The 23,198-nt window shown below is 67.4% G+C and carries 21 protein-coding genes; 12 read left to right on the top strand and 9 right to left on the bottom strand.

The features are described 5' to 3' along the window. Positions 1–176: 176 nt before the first annotated feature. From AC07WJ_RS10995 to AC07WJ_RS11020, 6 genes are all read right to left on the bottom strand, one after another. Positions 177–890 (bottom strand): nitroreductase, encoded by a 714-nt coding sequence (locus AC07WJ_RS10995; protein ID WP_494934601.1) that lies wholly within the window; start codon positions 888–890, stop codon positions 177–179. A 105-nt stretch (positions 891–995) separates the two neighbouring features. Then, on the bottom strand, positions 996–2,234 hold the full coding sequence (locus AC07WJ_RS11000) for an ABC transporter substrate-binding protein (RefSeq protein WP_494934602.1): 1,239 nt from the start codon (positions 2,232–2,234) through the stop codon (positions 996–998). A gap of 75 nt (positions 2,235–2,309) precedes the next feature. Further along, positions 2,310–3,542, bottom strand: a complete 1,233-nt coding sequence (locus AC07WJ_RS11005) for an ABC transporter substrate-binding protein (protein ID WP_494934603.1) — start codon at positions 3,540–3,542, stop codon at positions 2,310–2,312. Positions 3,543–3,571: 29 nt separating this feature from the next. Further along, positions 3,572–4,810, bottom strand: coding sequence for an ABC transporter substrate-binding protein (locus AC07WJ_RS11010; protein WP_494934604.1), 1,239 nt, complete (start codon positions 4,808–4,810; stop codon positions 3,572–3,574). A gap of 30 nt (positions 4,811–4,840) precedes the next feature. Beyond that, positions 4,841–6,082 carry an ABC transporter substrate-binding protein gene (locus tag AC07WJ_RS11015; protein ID WP_494934605.1) on the bottom strand — a complete coding sequence of 414 codons (1,242 nt, stop codon included), beginning with the start codon at positions 6,080–6,082 and terminating at the stop codon, positions 4,841–4,843. Positions 6,083–6,127: 45 nt separating this feature from the next. Further along, the gene (locus tag AC07WJ_RS11020) at positions 6,128–6,913 is read right to left on the bottom strand and encodes an enoyl-CoA hydratase/isomerase family protein (RefSeq protein WP_494934606.1); all 786 of its coding nucleotides are present in this window, start codon (positions 6,911–6,913) and stop codon (positions 6,128–6,130) included. 155 nt (positions 6,914–7,068) lie between these two features. Between AC07WJ_RS11020 and AC07WJ_RS11025 the strand changes: the two genes are divergently transcribed. The 3 genes from AC07WJ_RS11025 to AC07WJ_RS11035 all read left to right on the top strand — a co-directional run bounded on the left by AC07WJ_RS11025 (position 7,069) and on the right by AC07WJ_RS11035 (position 10,706). Further along, the gene (locus AC07WJ_RS11025; RefSeq protein WP_494934607.1) at positions 7,069–8,625 is read left to right on the top strand and encodes a long-chain-fatty-acid--CoA ligase; all 1,557 of its coding nucleotides are present in this window, start codon (positions 7,069–7,071) and stop codon (positions 8,623–8,625) included. 17 nt (positions 8,626–8,642) lie between these two features. Continuing rightward, a complete protein-coding gene (locus tag AC07WJ_RS11030; RefSeq protein WP_494934608.1) occupies positions 8,643–10,178 on the top strand; it encodes an acyl-CoA synthetase in 1,536 nt (511 codons plus the stop codon). Positions 10,179–10,352: 174 nt separating this feature from the next. Next, positions 10,353–10,706: a DUF1428 domain-containing protein gene (locus tag AC07WJ_RS11035; protein ID WP_494934609.1), complete on the top strand. Its 354-nt coding sequence runs from the start codon at positions 10,353–10,355 to the stop codon at positions 10,704–10,706. A 71-nt stretch (positions 10,707–10,777) separates the two neighbouring features. Here AC07WJ_RS11035 and AC07WJ_RS11040 read toward each other — a convergent pair whose 3' ends face one another. Continuing rightward, positions 10,778–11,863 (bottom strand): IclR family transcriptional regulator, encoded by a 1,086-nt coding sequence (locus AC07WJ_RS11040; RefSeq protein ID WP_494934610.1) that lies wholly within the window; start codon positions 11,861–11,863, stop codon positions 10,778–10,780. Positions 11,864–12,154: 291 nt separating this feature from the next. Here AC07WJ_RS11040 and AC07WJ_RS11045 point away from each other — a divergent pair, with 291 nt between their 5' ends. Together AC07WJ_RS11045 and AC07WJ_RS11050 are read left to right on the top strand one after the other, a co-directional pair. After that, positions 12,155–13,015 carry a MaoC/PaaZ C-terminal domain-containing protein gene (locus tag AC07WJ_RS11045; protein ID WP_494934611.1) on the top strand — a complete coding sequence of 287 codons (861 nt, stop codon included), beginning with the start codon at positions 12,155–12,157 and terminating at the stop codon, positions 13,013–13,015. 294 nt (positions 13,016–13,309) lie between these two features. Beyond that, positions 13,310–14,446 carry a hypothetical protein gene (locus AC07WJ_RS11050; protein WP_494934612.1) on the top strand — a complete coding sequence of 379 codons (1,137 nt, stop codon included), beginning with the start codon at positions 13,310–13,312 and terminating at the stop codon, positions 14,444–14,446. 15 nt (positions 14,447–14,461) lie between these two features. Here the strand turns inward: AC07WJ_RS11050 and AC07WJ_RS11055 are convergent, their stop codons facing one another. Continuing rightward, positions 14,462–15,067, bottom strand: a complete 606-nt coding sequence (locus AC07WJ_RS11055) for a class I SAM-dependent methyltransferase (RefSeq protein WP_494934613.1) — start codon at positions 15,065–15,067, stop codon at positions 14,462–14,464. A 168-nt stretch (positions 15,068–15,235) separates the two neighbouring features. On the opposite strand from AC07WJ_RS11055, the gene AC07WJ_RS11060 reads away from it, so the two are divergent. Then, a complete protein-coding gene (locus AC07WJ_RS11060; RefSeq protein ID WP_494934614.1) occupies positions 15,236–15,730 on the top strand; it encodes a GNAT family N-acetyltransferase in 495 nt (164 codons plus the stop codon). A gap of 4 nt (positions 15,731–15,734) precedes the next feature. Here AC07WJ_RS11060 and AC07WJ_RS11065 read toward each other — a convergent pair whose 3' ends face one another. Beyond that, positions 15,735–17,123, bottom strand: a complete 1,389-nt coding sequence (locus AC07WJ_RS11065) for a hypothetical protein (protein ID WP_494934615.1) — start codon at positions 17,121–17,123, stop codon at positions 15,735–15,737. 264 nt (positions 17,124–17,387) lie between these two features. Between AC07WJ_RS11065 and AC07WJ_RS11070 the strand changes: the two genes are divergently transcribed. From AC07WJ_RS11070 to AC07WJ_RS11095, 6 genes are all read left to right on the top strand, one after another. Then, positions 17,388–18,488 carry a CaiB/BaiF CoA transferase family protein gene (locus AC07WJ_RS11070; protein ID WP_494934616.1) on the top strand — a complete coding sequence of 367 codons (1,101 nt, stop codon included), beginning with the start codon at positions 17,388–17,390 and terminating at the stop codon, positions 18,486–18,488. A gap of 26 nt (positions 18,489–18,514) precedes the next feature. Then, the gene (locus AC07WJ_RS11075) at positions 18,515–19,771 is read left to right on the top strand and encodes an ABC transporter substrate-binding protein (RefSeq protein ID WP_494934617.1); all 1,257 of its coding nucleotides are present in this window, start codon (positions 18,515–18,517) and stop codon (positions 19,769–19,771) included. A gap of 67 nt (positions 19,772–19,838) precedes the next feature. Next, entirely contained in the window at positions 19,839–20,558 is a 720-nt protein-coding gene (locus AC07WJ_RS11080) for an ABC transporter ATP-binding protein (protein WP_494934618.1), read from the top strand. After that, the gene (locus tag AC07WJ_RS11085; RefSeq protein ID WP_494934619.1) at positions 20,551–21,255 is read left to right on the top strand and encodes an ABC transporter ATP-binding protein; all 705 of its coding nucleotides are present in this window, start codon (positions 20,551–20,553) and stop codon (positions 21,253–21,255) included. Before AC07WJ_RS11080 ends, AC07WJ_RS11085 begins: the two co-directional genes overlap by 8 nt. Positions 21,256–21,269: 14 nt before the next feature. Beyond that, a complete protein-coding gene (locus AC07WJ_RS11090) occupies positions 21,270–22,136 on the top strand; it encodes a branched-chain amino acid ABC transporter permease (protein ID WP_494934620.1) in 867 nt (288 codons plus the stop codon). 1 nt (position 22,137) lies between these two features. Next, complete coding sequence (locus tag AC07WJ_RS11095; RefSeq protein WP_494934621.1) at positions 22,138–23,166, top strand: branched-chain amino acid ABC transporter permease; 1,029 nt, start codon at positions 22,138–22,140, stop codon at positions 23,164–23,166. The last annotated feature ends 32 nt before the right edge of the window (positions 23,167–23,198 follow it).

Here is a 23,198-nt window from a genome sequence, read left to right on the forward strand (position 1 = left end):
CCGTGTGGATTCACTTCTCATATGGCGCTCGCTCACGAAAATATTAGGCCGCCGCCGCGGTTTATTTTTTGCGCGCAAGAAAAATGGTGGTCGGAGCGAAGGCGTCGAGCGGTCGCGACGGACAGGGTTCTCGGTGCGTTTGGCGGTTGAGCGGGCCTCTCTCAGGGCCGCCAGCCCTATTCCTCCACGAACCTCACCGCCTCTTCCACCGCCGCCCGGCTGGTGCGGAAGCCGTTGACCGGGTGGGTCTCGTCGGCGAAGCCGAAGGAGATGCCGCAGACCACCAGGCGATCGTCGGTTATGCCGAAATGGCCGCGCAGGAACTCGGAATGGTGGGCGAGCGCGGCCTGGGCGATGGCGCCGATGTCGCAGGCCTGGGCGGCGGCGAGGAAATTGGCGACATAGGCGCCGCAGTCGAGCGCGCCATAGGTGCCGAGCGCTTCGTCCGAGGTGATCAGCGCCAGATGCGGCGCGCCGAACAGGCGGAAATTCTCCAGAACCTGGCGCTGCCGCGCTTCCATGTCGGTTCGGCCGATGCCGAGCGCCTCATAGAGCGCGAAGCCGGTCTCGCGGCGGCGCTCGAGATAGACGCCGCGATATTCGCGTGGCCAGGGCAGGTCCGACCCGCTGGGCGCATCCTCGGTTGCCCGGCGATAGAGCGCGGCGCGCAGCCGCTCGGTCGCCGGCGGCATGGTGACGGTCACCTGCCAGGGCTGGGTGTTGCACCAGGTGGCCGTGCGCTGGGCAATGTCGAGAATGCGCCGGATGGTGGCGCGCGGCACCGGCTCCGGCCGGAAGGCGCGGCAGCTGAAACGTGCCTTGAGCAACTGCTCGAGCATCACGTCGGGCGTCGGATGCGGCCCGCCGCCGGTCGTCGTCTCACGGGTCATCGCGACCTCCCCTCGCCACGCCTCATCCTATGCCGGCGGCGCTGCCCCCGGTCATAGGGCTTTGGTCATAAGGCTTTGGCCATGGGACGCGATCACGGGACGCGATCACGGGGCCTTCACGAAGGCCTCGGGATAGACCACCTGGAGTGTCGCATCGCGGGTCCACTGGACCATGAGGGCGGAGGAATCCCGGGTCAGCCGGTCCTCGGCGAAGGCGAGGCCGTTCTGCCGCGGCATGATCATCGCCGGATGGCCGAAGGGCAGGTTGATGGCCTGGATCGCGCTCGCGATGCGCGCGCGGTCGGTGGAGCCGGCCGCCTCCAGGGCTTCCTTGATGACCAGCGCGGATTGCGCGGCGAACATCGAGAACTGGCCGAAGGAGCGCTTCAATTGGGCATTGCGCACGACGTCGTCGATGAACGCGTTGGTCGGGCCGGGCAGGCCCGGGGCGAACAGAGCCAGGCTGTAATAGTCGCGGGTCAGCACGTCGGCGGCGATGTCGCGGCCGAGCTCGTGCCAGAGCGAGGGATCGGCGGCGCCGGTGCTGCCGATGAAGATGGCGCCGCGATACTGGGTGTCGTAGCGCGCCCGGTGCAGCTTGACGATGTCGCCCTGGGTGTTGAAGCCGATGACCGCATCGGGCCGGAGCGAGCGGATCTTCAGCATGGCCGCGGTATGGTCCTGCGCCCTGAGGTCGAGCGGCACGTCGCCGGCGATCGTATAACCGGCCTCCTTCAGCCGCTCGGTGGCCAGCCGGGTGAATTTCTGACCAGCTTCGTAGTTCGACGAGGCGGTGACGATGGAATTGATCTTGCGGCCGCGCTTGCCGCCGATGAAGTCGATGAAGCCCTTCATCGATTGGACATAGCCGCGGTCATTGTGCAGGCCGAGCGAGAACAGGTAGGGCGAGGCGCTTTCCGAGGCCATGAAGGTGAGCATCGGGCATTGATGCGCATCCAGCACCGGGCCGATGGCCAGCGCCTCCGAGGTCAGCACGAAGCCGGTCAGGAGCGAGACGTTTTCCTGGGTGATCAGGCGCAAGGCCTCGGCCGCCGCGCGCGCCGGCTGGCCGGTGGAATCGGCCAGCACGATTTCGATCCTGGCGCCGCCGAGGCTCTTGATGCCACCGGCCGCGTTGATCTTCTGAACGAGATATTCGATGACCGGCTGGGTTTCCTGGCCATAGGCCGAGGTCGCGCCCGACAACGGCTGGATCACCCCGATCCTGACCACCCCGGGTGTCTGCGCGCGCGCTCCGCGGAGCGAGGCGAGGCCGCCAATGGCTCCGGAAATGAGGGCGGCGGCCTGTCTGCGGGTCGGGTTCATGGCACGGGTCTTTCTCATGTGATCTTGTGGTGAAGCCGGCGGCGGTCCGCGGGATCGCTCGGATGCATGTGGTCGGGCCGAACCCGCCCGGGCTCAAGCCGTCCGGGCGCGCGCCTCGGCGCCGGCGAAATCGGTGGGGTAGACGACGTCCTGGCCCTTGTCGGCGCGCCACTGGGCGATGACGCCATAGCTCTGGGTCAGCATGCGGTCCTCGCCGAAACGCATGCCGTCAGGGCAGGCGAGATAGAGATTGGCGTCGCCGCGCGGCAGGTGGAATCTGGCGAGCGCCTGGTAGATGGCGGCGGGTTCGGGCGCATCGGCGGTTTCCAGCACGGCTTCCAGCACGCGGCCGGCCTGGGCGGTCTGCAGCGCCGCCGTGCTCAGGTGCAGGTTCGGCTGGCGCTGGATGTCGGCGACCAGGCGCCTGAGCGCCGGCAGGCGGGCCCCGGTGGAGACGCCGACCAGGGCGAACAGGTTGCGGGTCAGCACGGTGTCGCCAATGGCGCTGCCGAGGTCGTGCCAGAAGCTGATGTCGCCATAACCGGGCGACAGGAATATCGGTTCGTGGACCGCCAGGCTGTGGCGGGCCTGCTGCAGCAGCACGCCGTCGCGCGGCAGGATCAGGCCGGCGACCAGATCGGGCTTGCGCGAGCGGATGCGCACCATGGCCGGCGTCAGGTCCTGCGCGCGGGTGTCGAGCGGTACCTCGTCGATCACCTCGATGCCATGGGCCTTCAGGCGGGGCTTGAGGAAATTATTGACCTGCTGGCCGGCCTCGTAATTGGAAAAGGCCATGACCGCGGTCTTGATCTTGTAGTCGCGCTCGCGGTTCAGATAGGCGGCGAAATCGGCGATCGGCTGGGCATAACCGCGGTCGAAGGCCAGCCCGAGCGAATAGAGGTAATTGGCGCGCGCCGTGCCGGCCCAGATAGCGATGGTCGGCATTTTCAGCTCGTCGATAACAGGGGCGAGCGCCAGGCTCTGCGGCGTGGTGATCGTGCCCATCAGCAGGGCGACGCGCTCCTGGGTGATCAGCCGGCGCGCCTCGGTCGCGCTGCGCCCGGGCTGGCTGGCGTCATCGGCCAGCACAAGCTCGATCGGCGCGCCGCCGAACTTCTTGATGCCGCCCGCCGTATTGATCTGGCCGACGACATAGTCGAGCGCCGGCTGGCCCTGCAGGCCGTAATTGGACAGGGCGCCGCTCATCGGCTGGATCATGCCGATGCGGATCGGCCGCGGCTGGGCGCGGATGGCGGGCGCGGCCAAGGCCGCGGCGGTGGCACCGGTCGCGGTCTTCAGGAGCAGGCGGCGGGTCAGGATGGTCATGGCGGATCTCCGCGAAAGGGGCTGTCGGTTCAGCGTGCCGCGCGTGGCCTGGGCGTGGCGCCGGCGAAGGCCGCGGGGTAGACGACGTCCTGGCCCTGGTCGGGACGCCATTGGACCATCACGCTATAGGGCGTGGTCATCATACGGTCGGCGCCGAAGCGGATGCCGTCAGGGCTTGCCAGGTAGAGGTGCGGGTCGCCGGGCTGCAGATGAACACGCGCCAAGGCCTGGTGGATCGCCTCGGGCTCCGGTGCCTCCGCCGCCTCGAGCGCGACCTGCATCACCCGCGCGGCCTGGGCGGCGAGCAGGGCCAAGGAGGTCATCTGAACCTGCGGCTGGCGGCCGAGATCGGCGATCAGAGCCTGGAGCGCCGGGATCTTGGTGTCGGGGCTGATGCTGACGAGGGCGAACAGGTTGCGGGTCAGCACGGCCTGACCGACCTCGGGACTGAGGTCGTGCCAGAAGCTGATATCGCCATAGCCGGGCGAGAAGAAGACCGGGTCGTGATAGGCGAGGCTGTGACGGGCCTGCTGCAGCAGCACGCCGTCACGCGGCAGGATGAAGCCGATCACCAGGTCCGGGCGCTTGGCGCGGATGCGCAGCATGGCGGCCGTATGGTCCTGGCCGCGGGTGTCGAGGGCGACCTCATCGAGGATTTCGACGCCGATCTCCTTCAGCCGCGGTTTGAGCATCGTATTGATCTGTTGGCCGGCTTCGTAATTGGAGAAGGCCATGACCGCAGTCTTCATGGCGAAGCCGCGGTCGCGGTTCAGATAGGCGATGAAATCGGCCGTCGGCTGGGCGTAGCCACGCTCGAACGGCAGGCCGAGCGAATACTGGTAGTTCGCTTTGATCACACCGGCTCCGATCGAGAGCGCCGGAACCTTCAGTTCGTCGACGACCGGCGCGAGCGCCAGGCTCGCCGGGGTGTGCAGCAGCCCCGACAGCACGGCCACGCGCTCCTGGGTGATCAGGCGGCGGGCCTCGGTCGCGGTGCGCCCCGGCTGGGTGGCGTCATCGGCCAGCACCAGTTCGACGGGGGCGCCGCCGAACTTCCTGATGCCGCCGGAGGCATTGATCAGCCTGACCACATGTTCGAAGGCCGGTTGGCCCTGCTTGCCGGCCGTGGACATGCCGCCGCTCATCGGCTGGAGCATGCCGATCTTGATCGGCCGCGGCTGGGCGCGGATGGCCGGCGCGGCGACAAACGCCAGCGAGGCCCCGGTGGCTGCATGCAGCAGGGTCCGGCGCGTGAAGCGACGTGTCATCTCTTCATCTCCTCGAGCGTCGCTCTGTGATCAGCGCGCGGTGACGACGGGCGCGCGCGTGGCGAATTGCGCGGGGTGAACCACCTGCAGGACCTTGTCGGCATCCCATTGCACCACCAGGGTCGAGGCGTCGCGGGCGAGCCGGTCCTCGGCGAAGGCGACGCCGCCGGCGCGCGGCAGGATCATGGCGGGATGGCCATAGGGCAGTTCGAGTTGTCCGAGCGTATCCGTCAGCTTCTGCGGATCGACGGAAGCCGCCTTTTCCAGCGTCTCCTTGATCACCAGCATGGCCTGGGCGGCGAAGATCGAGAACTGGCCGAGACCGTGTTTCAGGCGCGGCAACTGCTTCGCCTGGTCGGCGATCGCGGTCAGCGCCTCGATCTTCAGGCTGGGCGCATAAAGCGCCAGGCCGAACGTGTTGCGGGGCAGCACCCTGGCGGCGATGTCCGGCCCGAGATCGGTCCAGACCGAGGGATCCGACACGCCGAGATTGCTGACGAAGATGCCGTCGAAATATTGCAGGTCGAAGCGGGCGCGCTGCAACAGCAGCAATTCGCGCTGGGTCTGCAGGCCGACCACCACGTCGGGCCGGAGTGAGCGGATCTTCAGCATGGCGGCGCCGAGATCCTGCGCCTTCGTGTCGAGCGGCACGTCGCCGACCACTTCGAAGCCACGGGCTTTCAGCTTGGCGGTGAGGAAGCCGGTAATCTGCTGGCCGGCCTCGTAGTTCGACGAGGCGGTGACCACGCGCTGCGTCTTGGCGCCGTGGTCTTTGCGCAAGGCTTCCAGGAACTGCACCATGGTCTCAGCATAACCGCGGTCATAAGGCAGGCCGAAAGAGAACAAATAGGGCGAGCGGCTGGTGCCCGAGACGAACGAGATCATCGGCACTTTCAGCTCGTCGAGCGCCGGGCTGACGGCAAGCGCCTCATGGGTGATGATGGCGCCGGCCAGGATCGCCACCTTCTCCTGGGTGACCAGCCGGCGGGCTTCGTTGGCGGCGCGCGCCGGCGAGCCGCTATTGTCGGCCAGCACGACCTCAAGTTTCGCGCCGCCGAGGCTCTTGATGCCGCCGGCCGCGTTGATATTGCCGGCGATCATCTCGACCACCGGCTGGGTTTCCTGGCCATAGGCCGAGAGCGGTCCGCTCATCGGCTGGATCAGACCGATGCGCACGGCCGGCCCCTGGGCCCGGACGGCGGGCGCGGCCAACGGCACCAGGGCCGCGGCGGCGCTCATCTTGAGAGCGGTTCGACGGGTCGTCAGAATCACGGATCAGTCCTCCCATGGACGGCAGGGGCCTCTGCGGGCCCTCTGTCAGATCGCTGCGAAATTCGGTTTTCGTTTCTCCAGGAACGCCTGGACACCCTCGGCGAATTCGGTGCCGCCGAAGGCAATGGCCTGGGCCATGGCTTCCTTTTCCAGGAAAGCCGGGAAGGTCGGGCCCATGGCCTCGTTGAGCAGCATCTTGGTCAGGCCGAGCGAGAGGGCGGGGCCGGCGGCGATCTGTTCGGCCATCGCCATGGCCTCGTCGCGCAGGCCGGCCGGGGGAACGCTGCGCAGGGCGAGCCCGAGCGTCACGGCCTCTGCCGCCGTGACGCGGCGATTGGTCAGCAGCAGTTCGCGCGCCCGCTGCATGCCGATCACCCGCGGCAAGGTGAAGGCAAGGCCGAGATCGGGCGCGGCGCCGATATTGGGGAAGCCGGCGCGAAACGAGGCTTCTTCCGAAACCAGCACCAGATCGCACAGCATGGCGAGCGAAAAGCCGGCGCCGGCCGCGGCCCCGTTGACCGCGGCGATGACAGGCGTCTTGCCGGTGACGAGCTGCTCGACCCAGGCATAGCTCTGCTGCATGCGGGCGAACACCGAGGGGGCGCGCCGGTCGGTCATGTTGCGCAGGTCGCCGCCGGCGCAAAAGGCGTTGCCGGTGCCGGTAATGACCAGGCAGCGCACCGCGGGATCGGCGGTCAGCGCCGGGATATGGGCGCTCAGGCCGGCTTTGATGTCGGGACTGATCGCATTCATCGTTTCAGGCTGATTGAGCCGGACGAGCGCCACCGCGCCGCGCTTTTCGACCACCACCGCGTCCACGGCAATCTCCATATGCAGAAATCGATTTTGCATCGTCACCGATGTCCGCCACACTGTCCATCGGTCGAAAGGCCATAATTGCAAAATTCGATTTCGCATTGCGGTACGAAGGGGCCTGTGAAATCATGGCCTCAATCAAAACAATAGGTTCGGGAGATGCGCCAATCATGGGTCTGACGCAGTGGCTAACGCATGGCGGCCGGCAGCGCGCCGACGAGACTGCCCTGGTCTTCGGCGACAAGCGCTATAGCTGGCGGCAGTTCGAGGACCGGGTGAGCCGGCTGGCCGCGGTGCTGCGCGACAGCGGGGTCGGCGCCGGCGACCGGGTGGCGATGCTCGCCAACAGCAGCCATCGCTATATCGAATATTACTACGCCGCGCTCTGGGCCGGCGGCATCATGGTGCCCTTGAACACCCGGCTGGCGCTACCCGAAATCATCGAGCAGGCGCGCGATTCCGAACCGGTCGTGCTGATCGTCGACGAGAGTTTCACGGCCCAGGCCGGCCCGCTGACGGCCGCCGCGCCGTCGTTCCGCCATGTCATCTACGCTGGCGACGATCCGGCGCCGGCGGGCATGATCGGCTATGAGGCGGCGCTGGCCGCGGCGATCCCCATGGCCGATGCCGGGCGCGGCGGCGACGACGTCGCCTGCCTGTTTTATACCGGCGGCACCACCGGCCGGGCCAAGGGCGTGATGCTCAGCCATGCCAACCTGATCGCCAATGCCCGGAACACCCTGACGCTGACCGGTTTCGACGAAACCCTGGTGCACCTGCATGCCGGGCCCTTGTTCCACCTCGCCGCCGGCGGCCGGGTGTTCGCCACCACCATTGCCGGTGGACGCCACGTGGTGGCGCCGCGCTTCACGCCGGAGGACGCACTGCAGATCATCCAGCGCGAGCGCATCACCACCGCCACCTTCGTGCCGACCATGCTCGGCATGATCCTGCAAATGCCCGATTTCGACAGCTACGACCTGTCGAGCCTCAACCGCATCACCTATGGCGCCTCGCCCATGCCGGAAGCGCTGCTGCGCGAGGGTCTGGCGCGCTTTCCCGGCGTCGCCTTCGCCCAGTCCTACGGCATGACCGAGCTGTCGCCGATGGCGACCTTCCTGCCGCCGGAGGAGCATCGGCTCGACGGCGATACCAAGCGGCTGCGCTCGGCCGGCCGTGCCGTGCCCGGCGTCGAGGTGAGAGTGGTCGACGAGGCCGACAATTCCTTGCCGGTCGGCAAGGTCGGCGAGATCGTGGCGCGCGGGCCGACCGTCATGAAGGGATATTGGCGCCAGCCCGAACTGACCGCCATCGCGCTGCGCGGCGGCTGGATGCATACCGGCGATGCCGGCTATTTCGACGAGGATGGTTTTCTCTATGTCGTCGACCGGACCAAGGACATGATCGTCTCGGGTGGCGAGAACGTCTATTCGACCGAGGTCGAGAATGCCATTTGCCGGCATCCGGCGGTGGCGCAATGCGCCGTCATCGGCATTCCCGACGCCAAATGGGGCGAGGCGGTGCATGCCATCGTCGTGCCGCGCGCCGGCAAGGAGGTCGACGCGGCGTCGGTGATGCGCCACTGCCGCGAGCTGATCGCGGCCTATAAATGCCCGCGCAGTGTCGACGTGCAGCGCGATCCTCTGCCGCTGTCGAGCGTCAACAAGATCAACAAGGCCGTGTTGCGGGCGCCGTTCTGGGCCGGCCGCGACCGGCAAGTGAACTGACGGGCAGGGGGAGCGTCATGAAACTGAGGACAGGCCTGGTCAGCGGCGACCGTCACGTGCCGGTTGCCGAACTCGACGAGCGGGTGCGCCGCGCGGCCGTCGGTTTCGCAGGCCTCGGGATCGGCGCGGGCGATACAGTCGCGCTGATGCTGCGCAACGATTTCGCCTTCATCGAAGCGACCAGCGCGGCCCAGCGGCTCGGCGCCTACGCGGTGCCGATCAACTGGCATTTCAAGGCCGAGGAGGTGCGCCACATCCTGGACGACAGCGCCGCGCGCGTGCTGGTCGTCCATGCCGACCTGCTGGCCGAGATCGCGAGCGGCGTGTCCGCCGGCGTGAAGGTACTGGTGGTCGAGACGCCGCCCGAGATCATCGAGGCCTATCGCATCGCGCCGGCCAGGGCCGCCATGCCCGATGGCGTCGAGCGCTGGGAGCAATGGCTGACGGCGCAGGATCCGGCGCTGGCGCAGCCAACACGCTCGAGCGAGAGCATGATCTATACCTCGGGCACGACGGGGCGGCCCAAGGCCGTCCGGCGCCAGTTGCCGACTCCCGAACAGGCCGCCAAGGTCATCGCCATGCGCACGCTGGTCTACGGCCTGGAGCCGGGCATGCGTACCGCGATGAGCGCGCCGATGTACCATTCCGCGCCCAACAGCTATTCGATGAACGCCGTGCGCCAGGGTGGGCTGGTGATCCTCTTGCCGCGCTTCGATCCCGAGCAATTGCTCGAGACCATCGAGCGCGAGCGGCTGACCCACATGTTCATGGTGCCGACCATGTTCGTGCGGCTCACCAAGCTGCCGGCGGCGGTCAGGGCCCGCTACGACATCTCGTCGATGCGCTTCATCATCCATGCCGGCTCGCCATGCCCGCCCGATGTCAAGGATGCCATGATCGACTGGTTCGGTCCGATCGTTCACGAGTTCTACGGCGGCACCGAATCCGGGCCGGCGGTCTATTGCACGGCAGACGAATGGCTCGCCCATCGCGGTACGGTCGGCAAGGCGATCGACGAGACCACGGTCGAGGTGATCACCGATGACGGGCGGGTGGCGAAGACCGGCGAGACCGGCGAAATCTTCATGCGCATCCACTATTATCCCGAGTTCACCTATCACAACCAGGATGAGAAGCGCCGCGAGATCGATCGGGACGGGCTGATCACCTGCGGCGACGTCGGCTATTTCGACGAGGACGGCTTTCTCTACATTTGCGACCGCAAGCGCGACATGGTCATTGTCGGCGGGGTCAATGTCTATCCGGCGGAGATCGAGGCGGCGCTCGCCGCCATGCCCGGGGTGCGCGACTGCGCGGTGTTCGGGGTGCCCGATGCCGAATATGGCGAGGCGCTGATGGCGCTGGTGCAGCCCTTGGAGGCGGGCACGGTCGCCGTCGATGCGGTGCGGGCCTATCTCAAGGAACGGATCGCCGACTACAAGGTGCCGCGGCTGATCGAGTTCCGCGACGAGCTGCCGCGCGAGGATTCCGGCAAGATCTTCAAGCGGGTGCTGCGCGAACCCTATTGGCGCGACGCCAAGCGGGCGGTGTAGGGGGCAGGACAGGGCGGAATTGACCCTCTCCCTTTGGGAGAGGGTTGATTTCGCAGCGCTTTTCGAAGTCGCGTGGTTGCCTGAAACCAGCCGCCCCAAAAAAATCTCGTCCACCCTGTCGGTTCACCTCCCGCCCGTTCGTCCTCTGGCCAGTGCCAACCAGAGGAGACGTGCATGCCCTATGTCGATGGTTTCGTGGTTCCCGTGCCGAAGCAGAATATCGAGAGCTATAAGGAGCTGGCGCGCCTGGCCGGCAAGGTCTGGAAGGAACATGGCGCACTCGCCTATGTCGAATGCATCGGCGACGACGTTCCCTATGGCCAACTGACGTCGTTCCCGCGCGCGGTGCAGGCCAAGGACGACGAAGTGGTGGTGTTTTCCTGGGTCGTCTACGAAACGCGCGCCAGGCGCGACGAGATCATGGCCAAGGTGATGGCCGATCCGCGCCTGAAGGAGAGCATGACGAACGCGCCGTTCGACGGCAAACGCGCGATCTTCGGCGGTTTCGAGAGCTTCCTGCAGCTGTAGCGGTGCATGGAGCCCGGCTGGCCATCAAGGCCGGCCGGGGACCGGCCCCTGGTTCCGGGCCGGCTCGTGTCCTATTTGCGCGGGCTGCGGGCCGTCATGTCGCCGCCGAGCAGGGCGATGATCTTGCGCGCGGCATCGGCGACCATCGGGCCGACTTCCGCGGTGATATATTCGGGCGAGGCGAGATAGGCCGGCCCGCCGATGCTGAGCGCGTAGAAGCCACGGCCGTCGGGGATCGGGATCGCGGCCGCGGCGCCATTGATGTCCTTCTGCCCGCCGATCGAGATGCAGAAGCCCCGGTCCTCGATCTCCTTGATGCTGCGCTCGATCGAGCGGCGCATGCTCGGCCATTCATCGCCGAACTGGCCGCGCAGGTCCTCGAAGATGGCGGCGCGTTCGCCCTCGCTCACCACGGCGAGATAGGCCCGGCCCATGGCGGTATTGGCGATCGGCATGCGCGCGCCGGGCGATAGCCTGAGGCCGACCAGCGCCTGACCTTCGCAGGTCTCGATATTCAGCATCATCAGCTTGTCGCGCAGCGCCAGGGCCGCGGTCAGGTTGGTCGCGTTGGCGAGCTCCTGCATGAAGGGGCGGGCGACGCGCCGGACGTCGAGATTGGAGAGTGCGGCATAACCGAGCGACAGGGTGGCGCCGCCGAGTTCGTACTGGCTGAGCCGCTGGTTGTAGTTGAGATAGCCGAGCTGGGTCAGGGTGTGGGTGATGCGCGAAATGGTCGGCTTGGGCAGGCCGGTGCGCTCCGCCAGTTCCTGGTTGCCGAGGCGGCCTTCGCCGCGCCGGAACGCGGCGAGCACGTCGAGGCCGCGGGCGAGCGCGGTGACGAACTGGCGGTCGCCGGTTTCCGGTCCGTCGAGGTCGTCCTCGGCACGGGCGCGCGGCCGCCGGATGGCGTGGCGCGAGGCGGCGCGCGCCGGCGCGGCGGCGACCTCGGCAAGCGCCGGCACGGCCTGGACGACCTTGGCCTTGGGGCCGGCCTTGGCGGCCTGCGCGGCGCGCGCGGCCGGCTTTTCCTTGGCGGGAGCCTTGGCCTTCACCCGATCCTTGGCTTTCGCCCGATCCTGGGCCCGATCTTTGGCCGGCGCCTGGGCCAGCGCTTTGGCCGGAGACGGGGAGCGCGGCTTGGAGCTTGGGCGCGGCATCTCAGTTCTTCCTCATGTTGGCGCGGTGCCTGGGCGTCCGGATGGTCATGCGAAGCCTCATGTCGCCATGAGCGAAATTGCCGTGGATCGATGGCGAGACCGTCGTTTCAGACAGATCTCGCCGCGAGATCTATTGACTTCGACGCCATGCCACAAGTCCGCCCATTGTCTCATTGGCCACATTCGCATTTCGTATTGCAGAAATCAATTCCGCATGTCTTAGCTTGGTGAAGGGCGCGACCGGCCGGCCCGGGCAGGCGCCGACGCCAATCACAAGACAAGGGAGCAAGCATGCCGATCGATCGCGAACAGCTGTTGAACTGGCCGTTCAAGGATGTCGAACAGACCTATAGCGAGCGCGACACCATGCTCTACGCGCTGGGTGTCGGCCTCGGCGCCGATCCGCTGGACGAGGCGCAGCTGCCCTTCGTCTACGAGGGCGGGCTGAAGGCCCTGCCGACCATGTCGGTGGTGCTCGGCTATCCCGGCTTCTGGCTGAGCGACCCGGCGACCGGCGTCGACTGGAAGCGCCTGCTGCATGGCGAGCAGGAGCTGGAGGTGTTCAAGCCGCTGCCCGCCGCGGGCACGGTGATCGGCCGCACCCGGGTGGTCGATGTCATTGACAAGGGCAAGGACAAGGGCGCGCTCGTCATCAGCGAGCGCGACATCGTCGACAAGGCGAGCGGCAAGCTCCTGACCCGCCTGTCGTCGACCTCGTTCCTGCGCGGCGACGGCGGCTTCGGCGGGCCCTCGGGGCCGGTCACGGCCCCCCATGTCCTGCCCGAGCGGGCACCGGACCAGACGGTCAGCCTTGCGACCCTGCCGCAGGCCGCCCTGATCTACCGCCTGTCGGGCGACTACAACCCGCTGCATGCCGATCCGAAAGTGGCGCGCGCCGGCGGCTTCGACCGGCCGATCCTGCACGGGCTCTGCACCTTCGGGGTCGCCGGCCACGCGCTGCTCAAGGCGGTCTGCAACTATCAACCGGATCTCCTGCGCAAGCTCCGGGTCCGTTTCACCGCGCCGGTCTATCCGGGCGAGACGATCCGCACCGAGATCTGGCGCGACGGCCCAGTCGTGTCGTTCCGCTGCCTGGTGGAAGAGCGCAATCTCGTGGTGCTGAGCAACGGCCGCGCGGACCTCGCGGTCTGAGCCGGCCGCGGGCCGGCTCAACCGATGCCTTCGCGCGGCCCGCAGCGCGGCGCGAAGGCCGGGCGAACGGCTTGCCGCGGGGCGGCGTCCGCATCGGCGGTGCCGGCTCGTGGCGACGGACCCATTCGGGTCTTTACCGGATTTTATTCCTCTTCGAGATGCGGCAAGGCTTGAGACGGTGAAGTCTCGGGTCCCGCCGTCGTCGGCGGCCCGCTTCTCGAGGGTGGTGCGCCGTTATGCTCCACTTCGCCATGGCCTGTCTTTCGACCTGCAAGCATGGGAAGGGGTGGGCCAGTGAGCGATGCCGCGCCAGATTTCATGGCAGCCCTGGGGGCGCTCGCGGCGCGCTGGGTATCGCCTGATCTGGCGGGCGATTTTGGAGGGCTTGTCACCCTCATTCGCAAAATGCCCTATCCAGGTCAGATCGGCGATGCCCAGCGATTGTCCGCTGTGTACCAGATCCTGGGGCGGTACATGACCTACACGCCGCCGCGTGGTCTTGCACGACCTTCGGTCCATGACGCGGAGCAGTGGGTTCGAACGAGCATCGCCGCACGCATCGAGTCCACTTTTCATTACTTGCCGGAGGATTTCGACTTCCCGCTGGCACGGGATGATCTGGAACGGCTGCTCGGCCCTTATCTCACGTGGCTCGGATCGGAAGCCGAGGATTACCACGTCGATGAGATCCTTCATGGGGCGGCCATAACCGGCAATGTGGTCGGTTCGGTGCTGAAGACCGTCGGCAAGCACCTGGAAGTCGTCGGCAGGCGCGACGAGGGCTGGACCGACGGAATCGACGAGGCATTCGGGCTTCATTACCGCTTCGACCCGCAGTGGCTTTGGGGCTGGGCCGAGCGGGGGCCGGAACTGACCAGGCTGCTGGAACACCGTCATGAAATGGTGCGCGCGAACGCGGCCAGATTCTTCGGGATCAAGATCGCCGACGCCATCGAGGCGCCGGATGCAGAGGAAAACAAGGGCGTTCCCTCATTGGCCGATGCTTTCGAGCTGATTGCACGCCAGGAGGCGAGCCTTGGAAACGTTGCCTGCGGTTTCATTGATGGATTGGGTAGCTTCGAAGAAAATCGCAGGCCATTCGGACCGGGCCCGGACGTGAAGGGGCGAATGGAGAAGCTCGGGTTCGATTTTCGCGCCTGGGCCCTGGAGATCTGCAGAACGGATCCGGAGGCGCGGCGTAGTGCGCCCAATGCGTTCCCATGGTCGACGCACGTTCGAGAATTCTTCCGCGCCGATCCGGATGCGGTCAGGCAGTTGATCGCCATGGGCCAGGGGCGACTCGCATTCATGACGGCCAGCGTCGAGCCGTCCGAGGCGATGATGCCGATGATCGTGCGGCTCGCCATTGGCGATGATCCGGAGCTTGCTCGCGACGCCCGGAATTTCCTGCGCCAGCTCCAGAACGGTTGAGCGCTGCCTGGGCCCCTATCGAAGCCGGGCGAGCCAGATCGTATGGCCGCCGCAGGTCGGATCCTCGGCGACATGCGTGACGACATCGAAGCCGTTGTCGTCGAGCAATTGCCGGTATTCGGCAGGGTCCAGGCTGCCGTGATAGAGCGGCTTGCCTTGGAACGAACCGATAGCCTCGCCATGGGCCGGGCCGCTGGTGAACATCAGCGCCGCGTTTTCGGCGGCGTGAGCCCGGAACACTGGGAACATGCGGCGCTGGTCGTCATAAGCGAGGTGAAAGAAGCTGTCCCAGGCGAGCAAACCGTGGAAGCGCCGGCCGAGTGCCATGGCGCGCATATCCGACGTCAGCCAGTCATGGTCCGGGAAGCGGCTCCGGCACATCTCGATCAAGGACGGCGAAGCGTCGATGCCCGTGACGCGGTGGCCCTTCTCGATGCAGTAGCGCGCCATGGGTTCGGCGGCACCGCAGCCGATGTCGAGGATGGCGGCGGGTGTCGCGGGCAGGGCCGCGAGAAAGCGGTCGAGCCAGGCGGCTTCGAGCAAGCCGCGTCCGCGGCCTCGATCCCAGTCCAGCGCGTGATGCTCGTAGAGTTCTATGATCTGGTCGGCAGGTGAGGGCACGGTGGAACTCTCAAGCTACGGCACGGCGCGACTTGTGCTCCGCGCATCGAAACAGTCATCCTTGGGCACCGGCTTAGAGAGCGACGCGGTCGATTTTGCGGCGGCGCGCGTTGACGCCGGCACGCGCCGGGAGGCCACGCTTCGCCGGCGCAACAGGAGAGAACGACCATGCCGCCTGCCGCGCCGGTTCACCCGATCGATCCGGATTTCGACCGCTTCGATGAGCTGAAGGCGCTCATCCACGAGGCCTTCGCCTCTATGGAGGGCGTCGTCGATCCTCCGGCATCCGGGCTGCGGCTTACCGTTGAGGAATTGCGCGCCAAGGCCCGGGCCGAGACCGGATTGATCGTCTATGACGGCGACCGCATCGTCGGCTGCGCCTTCCTCGCCGAGAGGCATGACCATCTCTATCTCGGCAAGCTAGCCGTCGCGCCCGACCAGCAAGGCCGCGGGATCGGCCGGGCGCTGGTGCGCCATGCCGAGGGGCTGGCGATAGCGGCCGGAAAGCCGGCGATCCAGCTGCAGACGCGCATTGAACTGACGGGCAATCACGCTGCTTTCAGCCGCATGGGTTTCGTCAGGACGGGCGAGACCGCGCATCCCGGTTACGACCGCCCGACCTCGGTCACCATGCGCAAGACGCTTGCGGCCGGCGCCGGTTGAGCCGCTATGACAGCACCAGCCCCAGGCTGAGCAGGCCGAGCGCGATGACGCTGAACACGCCGTTCCAGCGCGGGCCGACCTCCATCGGCGACCGCTCGATCAGCGGCGCGACCATCAGCACGGAATTGCTCAGGGGCGCGACGCCGACCGACAGGGCCCAGCCGCCGGCGAGCGCCACGGCGACGCGGATCGGTTCGAGGCCTGGCAGGCTCGCCTGGCCGAGCGCGGAGGCGAACAGCGCGACCGTCACCATCGGAGTGAGGCCGACAAGGGCGAGGCCGACGACCAGCCAGAGCAGAACGACGAGGAACAGCCCGGAATGGCCGGCGAACTGGCCGACCAGCCAGGGTGCGGCGCCGGCCGGGATCAGGTCGAGCGCGGCGGCGCTGATGAGGCCGGAGGCGGCGAACAGCACGGTCTCGTTGCGCGCCGCAGGGAAGCTGCGACGGGCGGCTCCGGCGATCCGGTCGACCGCGCCGACGACGGCCTTGAGCCCGCGTACGCCGCGGCCTCGCCACTGCACCGAAGCCCAGGCGAAAGTATAGAGCGGGATCACCAGCATGGTGGCGAGCTGCAGGCTCGAGCCGATCAGCCAGGCGGTGCCGACACAGAGCACGGTCAGGCCGAGGATGAGCAGGCCGAGGCCGAGAACCGCCGTCCAGGGGCCGGGATCGGTCTCCGCCGCCAAGGTCGTGCGCGGCCGGAACTGCACGCGGTCGACCACCCAGCCGAGCACGATGAAGGCGGAGGCGAGCGCCAGGCCGACCGGGGCGACGTCGATCCAGTGCAAGGCCGGGTTCGATTGCAGGATGGCGATCAGCGCGATCGAGGTCGGCGACCACAGGGGCATGGTGATGAAGCCGCGCATGACGGCGGTCACCATGCGCCGCTCGCGAATGTCGTGGACGCGCGCGTCGGTCGTGGTGTTCGACTGCTTGATCATGGTGGTCAGCAGGGTCAGCGCGCCGAAGCTCAGCAGCAATCCGATGAGATGGCCGCCCCAGGTCAGCGCCCAGTAGCGCCGGCCGGGCGGCTGGTTGACCAGGTAGCGGCTCGCCCGCAGCATCAGCGGCGAGGTCACGGCGGCCTCGCGCAGCAGCGCCATGGCGACCGGAAAGGCCGAGAAGAACGCGGCGCGGCCGACGGCCTCGACCGCCGGCTGGGCGTTGCCGCGGCTGATCACGGCCGCCACGACGGTCAACACGCCGATGCCGATGAGCAGGCGGGGCATGGCGCGGATGCCGGGCCATTCCCAGGCCGCATAGAGCGCAAGGGCGAGGCCCGCCGGGATGAGCCAAAGGGTCTGGCCGGTCAGCCCCTGCGCCACCACCGCGACCAGCACCAGGGCGAGCGCCGTGGCCGGGACCGGGCTCGGTGCGGGAAGGGCCGTCAAGCTGCCGTCAATCGCCATTCCGAGGTCAGGGCTCCCGCCGTCTTGCATGGTTTCGGCGGATCTTCCCCGACCAGGGACAACAACCGGTTGACGGCGCGACATTGCGTCGCTGCCATGGGGGCGTCAAGTTTGCGAAATCGCGTTTCGCATATTCCCAACGGCCTATTGCGGAGGCTCCGGGCGCTCTGTAGCATCGGTAAAAATAGCGATGGCGAAAAGCCGTTTCGCGGCGTGAGGCGCGGCGGGGGTCGCGACCGGGAGGACATGATGCATTCACCGCTCGCCGACGTGCGCGTCGTCGATCTCTCCGAGCTTTTGCCGGGTCCCTATGCAACGCAGTTGCTCGGCGACCTGGGCGCGACCGTGATCAAGGTCGAGCGGCCGGCGGGCGACAATGCGCGGGCCATGCTTCCCGGCCTGTTCGCGGCGGTCAATCGCGGCAAGCAGAGCGTCGTCATCGACCTGAAGTCGGAAGCCGGACGTCGGCAGTTCCGCGAGCTGGTCGCCGGCGCCGACGTGATGGTGGAGGGCTTCCGGCCGGGCGTCGCGCAGCGCCTCGGCGTCGATTATGCAAGCCTTGCCGAGCTCAACCCGCGGCTGATCTACGCGTCCCTGACCGGTTATGGCCAGGTCGGCGCCATGGCCGACCAGCCGGGCCACGACCTCAACTATCTCGCCGCCAGCGGCGTGCTCGGCCTGATGCCGCCGCCGGAGCCCGGGCGCCCGCACGGCATCGGCCTGCCGGTCGGCGATCTCGCCGGCAGCATGTTCGCCGTCGTCTCGGTGCTGGCCGCCCTGATGCAGCGCCAGCGCAGCGGGCGGGGCCAATATCTCGACGTGTCGATCACCGATGCGCTCAGCCACTGGATGACGCCGAGGCTCGGCATGATCCTGCATGACGGCGCCGGCCAGATGCACCAGCGGCCGGGCTATGGCCTGTTCGCCTGCGCCGACGGCCGCATCCTGGTGCTCGCCGCCATGGAGGATCACTTCTGGAAGCGCCTGGTCGACCTGCTCGACCTCGCCGAATTCGCCGGTCCGGACTTCGCCACCTACCGGCAAAGGCAGGCGCGCTTCGAGACGATCAAGGCCAGGCTCGACCAGGAGTTCCTGGCGCAGCCGCTCGCCGGCTGGCTGCGGCAGCTGCAGGCACACGATATTCCGGCCAATGGCCTGACCATGCCCGAAGAGGCGCTCGACGACCCCGCGGGACGGGTGATCGGGCGCGCCGGCAAGGACCTGATCGCACGGTTTCCGGTGCCCATGCAGGCCTTGCCGCCGGACGAACGCCGGTCGCCGGCTCTCGGCGCGCATGATCTGAAGATCGACAGGGCCATGGCGGCCGAGGTTGAGGCGCGGTCGTGACGCGCGGCGAGGGTGGAGTGATCGACATGAGCGGTTCGAAAATGCCGGGCGTGCAACGCCGGACCTTCCTCGGTGGTGCCGCGGCGACCGCCGCCGCCCTGTCGCTGCCGGCGATCGTCCGGGCCCAGGGCACGCCGACCATCAAGGTCGGCATGATCCAGCCGATGAGCGGCAACCTCTCGGCCTATGCCACCGAAGGACAGCCGGTGTTCGACTACGTGATCCGCAAGATCAACGAGGAGGGCGGCATCAAGAGCCTGGGCGGCGCGAAAATCGAGATCGTGCTGGCCGACGACGCCAGCCAGCCGGCCCGCACCGCGGCGGAAGCGCGGCGCCTGGTCACCGAGCGGCAGGTGTCCATGCTGGTCGGCAGCATCCTGTCGGCGCAAATGCTGGCGCTGACGCCGGTCGTCGACGAATTGCAGATCCCGACCTTGTCGATCTGGGCGGGGGCGGCCCGCTCGAACCACATGTTCTCGCTCGGTTTTCCCTATGACAAGGGTTATGCCGAGACGCTCGCGGCCTTCATCCGGCAATTGGCCAAGGAGCCGGCTTTCCGGGTCAAGACCGCGGTCATGGCCTATTCGAATTACGAGGCCGGCCAGCAGGTCAACAATTTCCTGAAACCCAAGCTCCTGGCCGCCGGCCTGCAGATCATCGGCGACGTGCCGCTGGATACCAAGGCGCAGGACCAGACCGCGGCGATGGTGCGCATCCGCTCGTTCAAGCCGGACGTGGTCACCGGCCTGGTCACGCCGCGCGACGGCATCCTGCTGCACCAGGCCCGGTTCAACCTGAACTATCACGACAGCCTGTTCATCGGCGGCACCGGCGGCTATTCCGACTTCTCGTTGTGGAAGGAGCTCGGCCAGGACATCGGCGCCTCCGTGCTCACCCGCAACACCTTCGGCATGACCGGCTTCAGCCCGGGCGCCAAGCTCGAGTCCATGCAGCAGATCGTCCGCGAATTGCGCGCGGCGGAGCTGAAGGTCGAGATCGGCCAGTCGGCGATCCAGGCGGCACAGGCGGCCCGCGTGCTGCAGCATGCGTTGGAGGCGGCCGGCAGCCTCGACCGCGCGGCGCTGATCAAGGGCCTGAAGGCGGTCGATATCCCCTTCGGCCACCCGCACCTCTATCTGGCGCGGCCCCAGGGCCTGAAATTCGGCGAAGACCGCATGCCGGCCGACAGCACCGCGCTGATGATCCAGTGGCTCGCCAACCAGCAGCAGCAAGTGGTGTTCCCGGCGCAGTTCGGCGACGTCACGCCGCGCGCCCGCGCCTGACCGGACGCGCCGGCGGCCCGGTCGCGGGCCGCTTGCCCGCCTCCTCTCTCCAGCAACAGGCTTCCTCGTGGCTATCCTAGACGTTGACAATGTCAGCAAGCGGTTCGGCGGCCTGAAGGCCGTTTCGGATGTCAGCTTCTCCGTCGAGCCGGCGGAAATCCTCGGCATTATCGGCCCGAACGGCGCCGGCAAGACCACCCTGTTCGGCCTGATCTCGGGTTTCCTGCCGCCGAGCGCCGGCGACGTGCGCTTCAAGGGCGAGTCCATCGTCGGCCTGCCGCCGCATCGCGTGGCCAGGCTCGGCCTGTCGCGCAGCTTCCAGATCGTCCAGGTCTTCGCCGCGATGAGCGTGCTCGACGTGGTGACCACGGCGGCGCTGCTGCGTCATCCCATGCGCGAGGCGATCAAGCGCGCCACCGCCGTGCTCGAACGGGTCGGCCTGAAGGAAAAGGCCGAGGAGACGCCGGGCTCGCTGTCGCTGCAGGACAAGAAGCTGCTCGAGCTCGCCAAGTGCCTGGCCACCGAACCGCAGATGATCCTGCTTGACGAGGTGATGGCCGGGCTGACGCTCGGCGAGGCGCAGGTACCGCTCGCCATCATCCGTGACCTGCGCTCGTCGGGCATCACCTTCGTCATGGTCGAGCATGTCATGCCTGTGATCATGAACACGGCCGACCGGCTGGTGGTGCTGAATTTCGGCGAGCAGGTGGCCGCCGGCACCCCCGACGAGATCGTCGCCAACGAGCGTGTCCGCGAGGCCTATTTCGGTGACGATTCCCATGCTTGAGGTCCGTTCCATCACCGCCGGCTATGACGGCAGCACCGCGCTCGACGATGTCTCGATCGAGATCAGGGACGGCGAGCTGGTCGGCCTGCTCGGCGCCAACAATGCCGGCAAGAGCACGCTGATCAATTGCCTGTCCGGCATCGTCAAGCCGCGCTCCGGCTCGATCCATTTCGAGGGCGAGGACATTTCCGGCCTCGCCCCGCACGAGGTGGTCGAGCGCGGCATCATCCAGGTGCCCGAGGGGCGGCTGGTGTTTCCGCAGATGAGCGTGCGCGAGAACCTGCTGATGGGCGGCGTCGGCCGCCAGGCGCGCGCCCTGCGTGGCGAACGCATGGACAAGGTGCTGGCCACCTTTCCGCGCCTGCAGGAGCGGCTTGCCCAGGATGCCGGCACCTTGTCGGGCGGCGAGCAGCAGATGCTGGCGATCGGCCGCGGCATGATGGCCGGCGCCCGGGTGCTGATGCTCGACGAGCCCTCGCTCGGCCTGTCGCCTTTGTTCGTCCAATATATCTTCGAGACGATCCGCGCGCTGCATGACGGCGGGCTGACCATCCTGCTGGTCGAGCAGAACTCCAACCTGACATTCCGCCACGCCTCGCGCTGCTACGTCCTGGAGCGCGGCCGGGTCGCCATTCACGGCCCGAGCAGCGTGGTCAAGGACGACCCCGCCACTCGCAAGGCCTATCTCGGTCTCTGAACGGAAACCGCACCATGGATACGGACATTCTCCTGCAAGCCATCGTTCAGGGCCTGTTGATCGGCAGCACCTATGGCACCGTCGCCCTGGGTCTCGGCCTGATCTACAGCGTGTCGGGCGTGGTCAACTTCTCCCATGGCGACTTTCTCTCGCTCGCCATGTTCATCAGCTACGCGCTTTACGCCGCCTTCGCGCTCGACCCCTATGTCTCGGTCCTCATCACCTTCCCGGTGCTGGCGATCTCGGGCGGCCTCGTCTACTGGACGCTGATCCGGCCGGTGATCTCGGGCCATCTCCTGATGATCATCCAGCTCACCCTCGGCCTCAACCTGATGCTGCAGAACGGCATGCTGATGGTGTTCGGCGGCCAGCCCCTGCGCGTGCCCTCGATCATGGAAACCAAGCTCCTGATCATGGGCGACGTGATCATGCGCTGGCCGCTGGTGATTGCCTTCTGCGCCTCCATCGTGCTGGCCGGCCTGTTGTTCCTGATGCTCAGCCGCACCGATTTCGGCCGCAGCATCCGCGCCGTGCACCAGAATCCCAAGGCGGCGGCGCTGATGGGCGTCAACGTGGCGCGCGTGCGGATCCTGGTCTTCGCGCTGGGCATCGGCTTGCTCGCCATCGCCGGCGCGCTGCTGTTGCCGGGCACGCCTCTGCATCCGAGCATGGGGCTGCGCTACACGGTCATCACGCTCCTGACGCTGGTGCTCGGCGGCATGACCAATTTCGTCGGCATCCTGCTCGGCGGCCTGGTCATCGGCCTCTCCGAGGCGATCGGCACGATCTATGTCTCGGGCATTCTCGGCATGATCCTGCCCTACCTGATCCTGGTGCTCATCCTTCTGTTCCGCCCTGCCGGCCTGCTCGGGAAAGCCTGACATGAGACCGAATTTCTTCCATGTCGTCTTCTCGCCCCTCTGGTGGCTGGCGATTGCCGCGCTGGCGACCCTGCCGCTCTGGCTGCCGAGCTACTACCTGCATATCGCGACCCTGGCGCTGATCTATGCCGGGCTGGCGGCCGCCTGGAACATCGTCGGCGGGCTGACCGGGCAGATCTCGCTCGCCCATTCGATCTTCGTCGGCATGGGCGCGGTGTTCGCCAGCGCGCTGCTGCTGCAGCTCGGCATCAACCTGTGGGTCGCGGCCGGCATCGCCGCGGCGCTGTCGGCGGCCATGGGGGCGGCGATCGCCTGGATCGACCATCGCTTCCGCCTCGGCCATCTCTCGTTTGCGCTGATCACGCTGGCCTTCGCCGAAATGGCCGAACTGGTCGTGCTCGGCTGGGATTTCGTGGGCGGGGCATCCGGCCAATCGCTGCCGCGCGACGAGGGGCATTTCCTCCTGTTCCAGTTTGGCGGCTCGCATGGCTATTTCTGGCTGGTCATGGCGCTGGCGACGCTGGCGCTGGTGGTCAATCTCGCCATCATCAACGCGCCGCTCGGCTATTTCCTGCGCGCCATCCGCGACAACGAGAATGCCGCCCAGGCGCTCGGCGTCGGCTTGTTGCGCAACAAGATGATGGCCATGGCGATCAGCGCGGTGCTGACCTCGATGATCGGCACGGCCTATGCGCGCTATTCCACCTTCATCGATCCGCACATGTTCGCCTCCCCCGTGCTGACCATCGAGATCGTGCTGTTCGCCACCATTGGCGGGCTCGGCACCGCCTTCGGGCCGATCATCGGCGCCATCCTGCTGGTGCCGCTCGGCGAGATCCTGCGCGGCCATCTCGGCGGCGTGCTGCCGGGCCTGCATTATTTCATCTACGGCACCATCGTCGTGGTGGTCATCCTGGCGCTGCCGCAGGGCATCGGCCCGGCGATCGCCAGGATGGCGCGGCGGTTCAGGGGGGCAAAGCCTGCCGCCGCTCCGCGCGCCAAGACCCTGGCCGAAGGGCAGGGGAGCTGAGGCTTTCCGTCGGGCCGCGGCCCTGAGACAAT

It is taken from the genome of Phreatobacter sp. GW821-FHT04C01 (assembly GCF_059420385.1).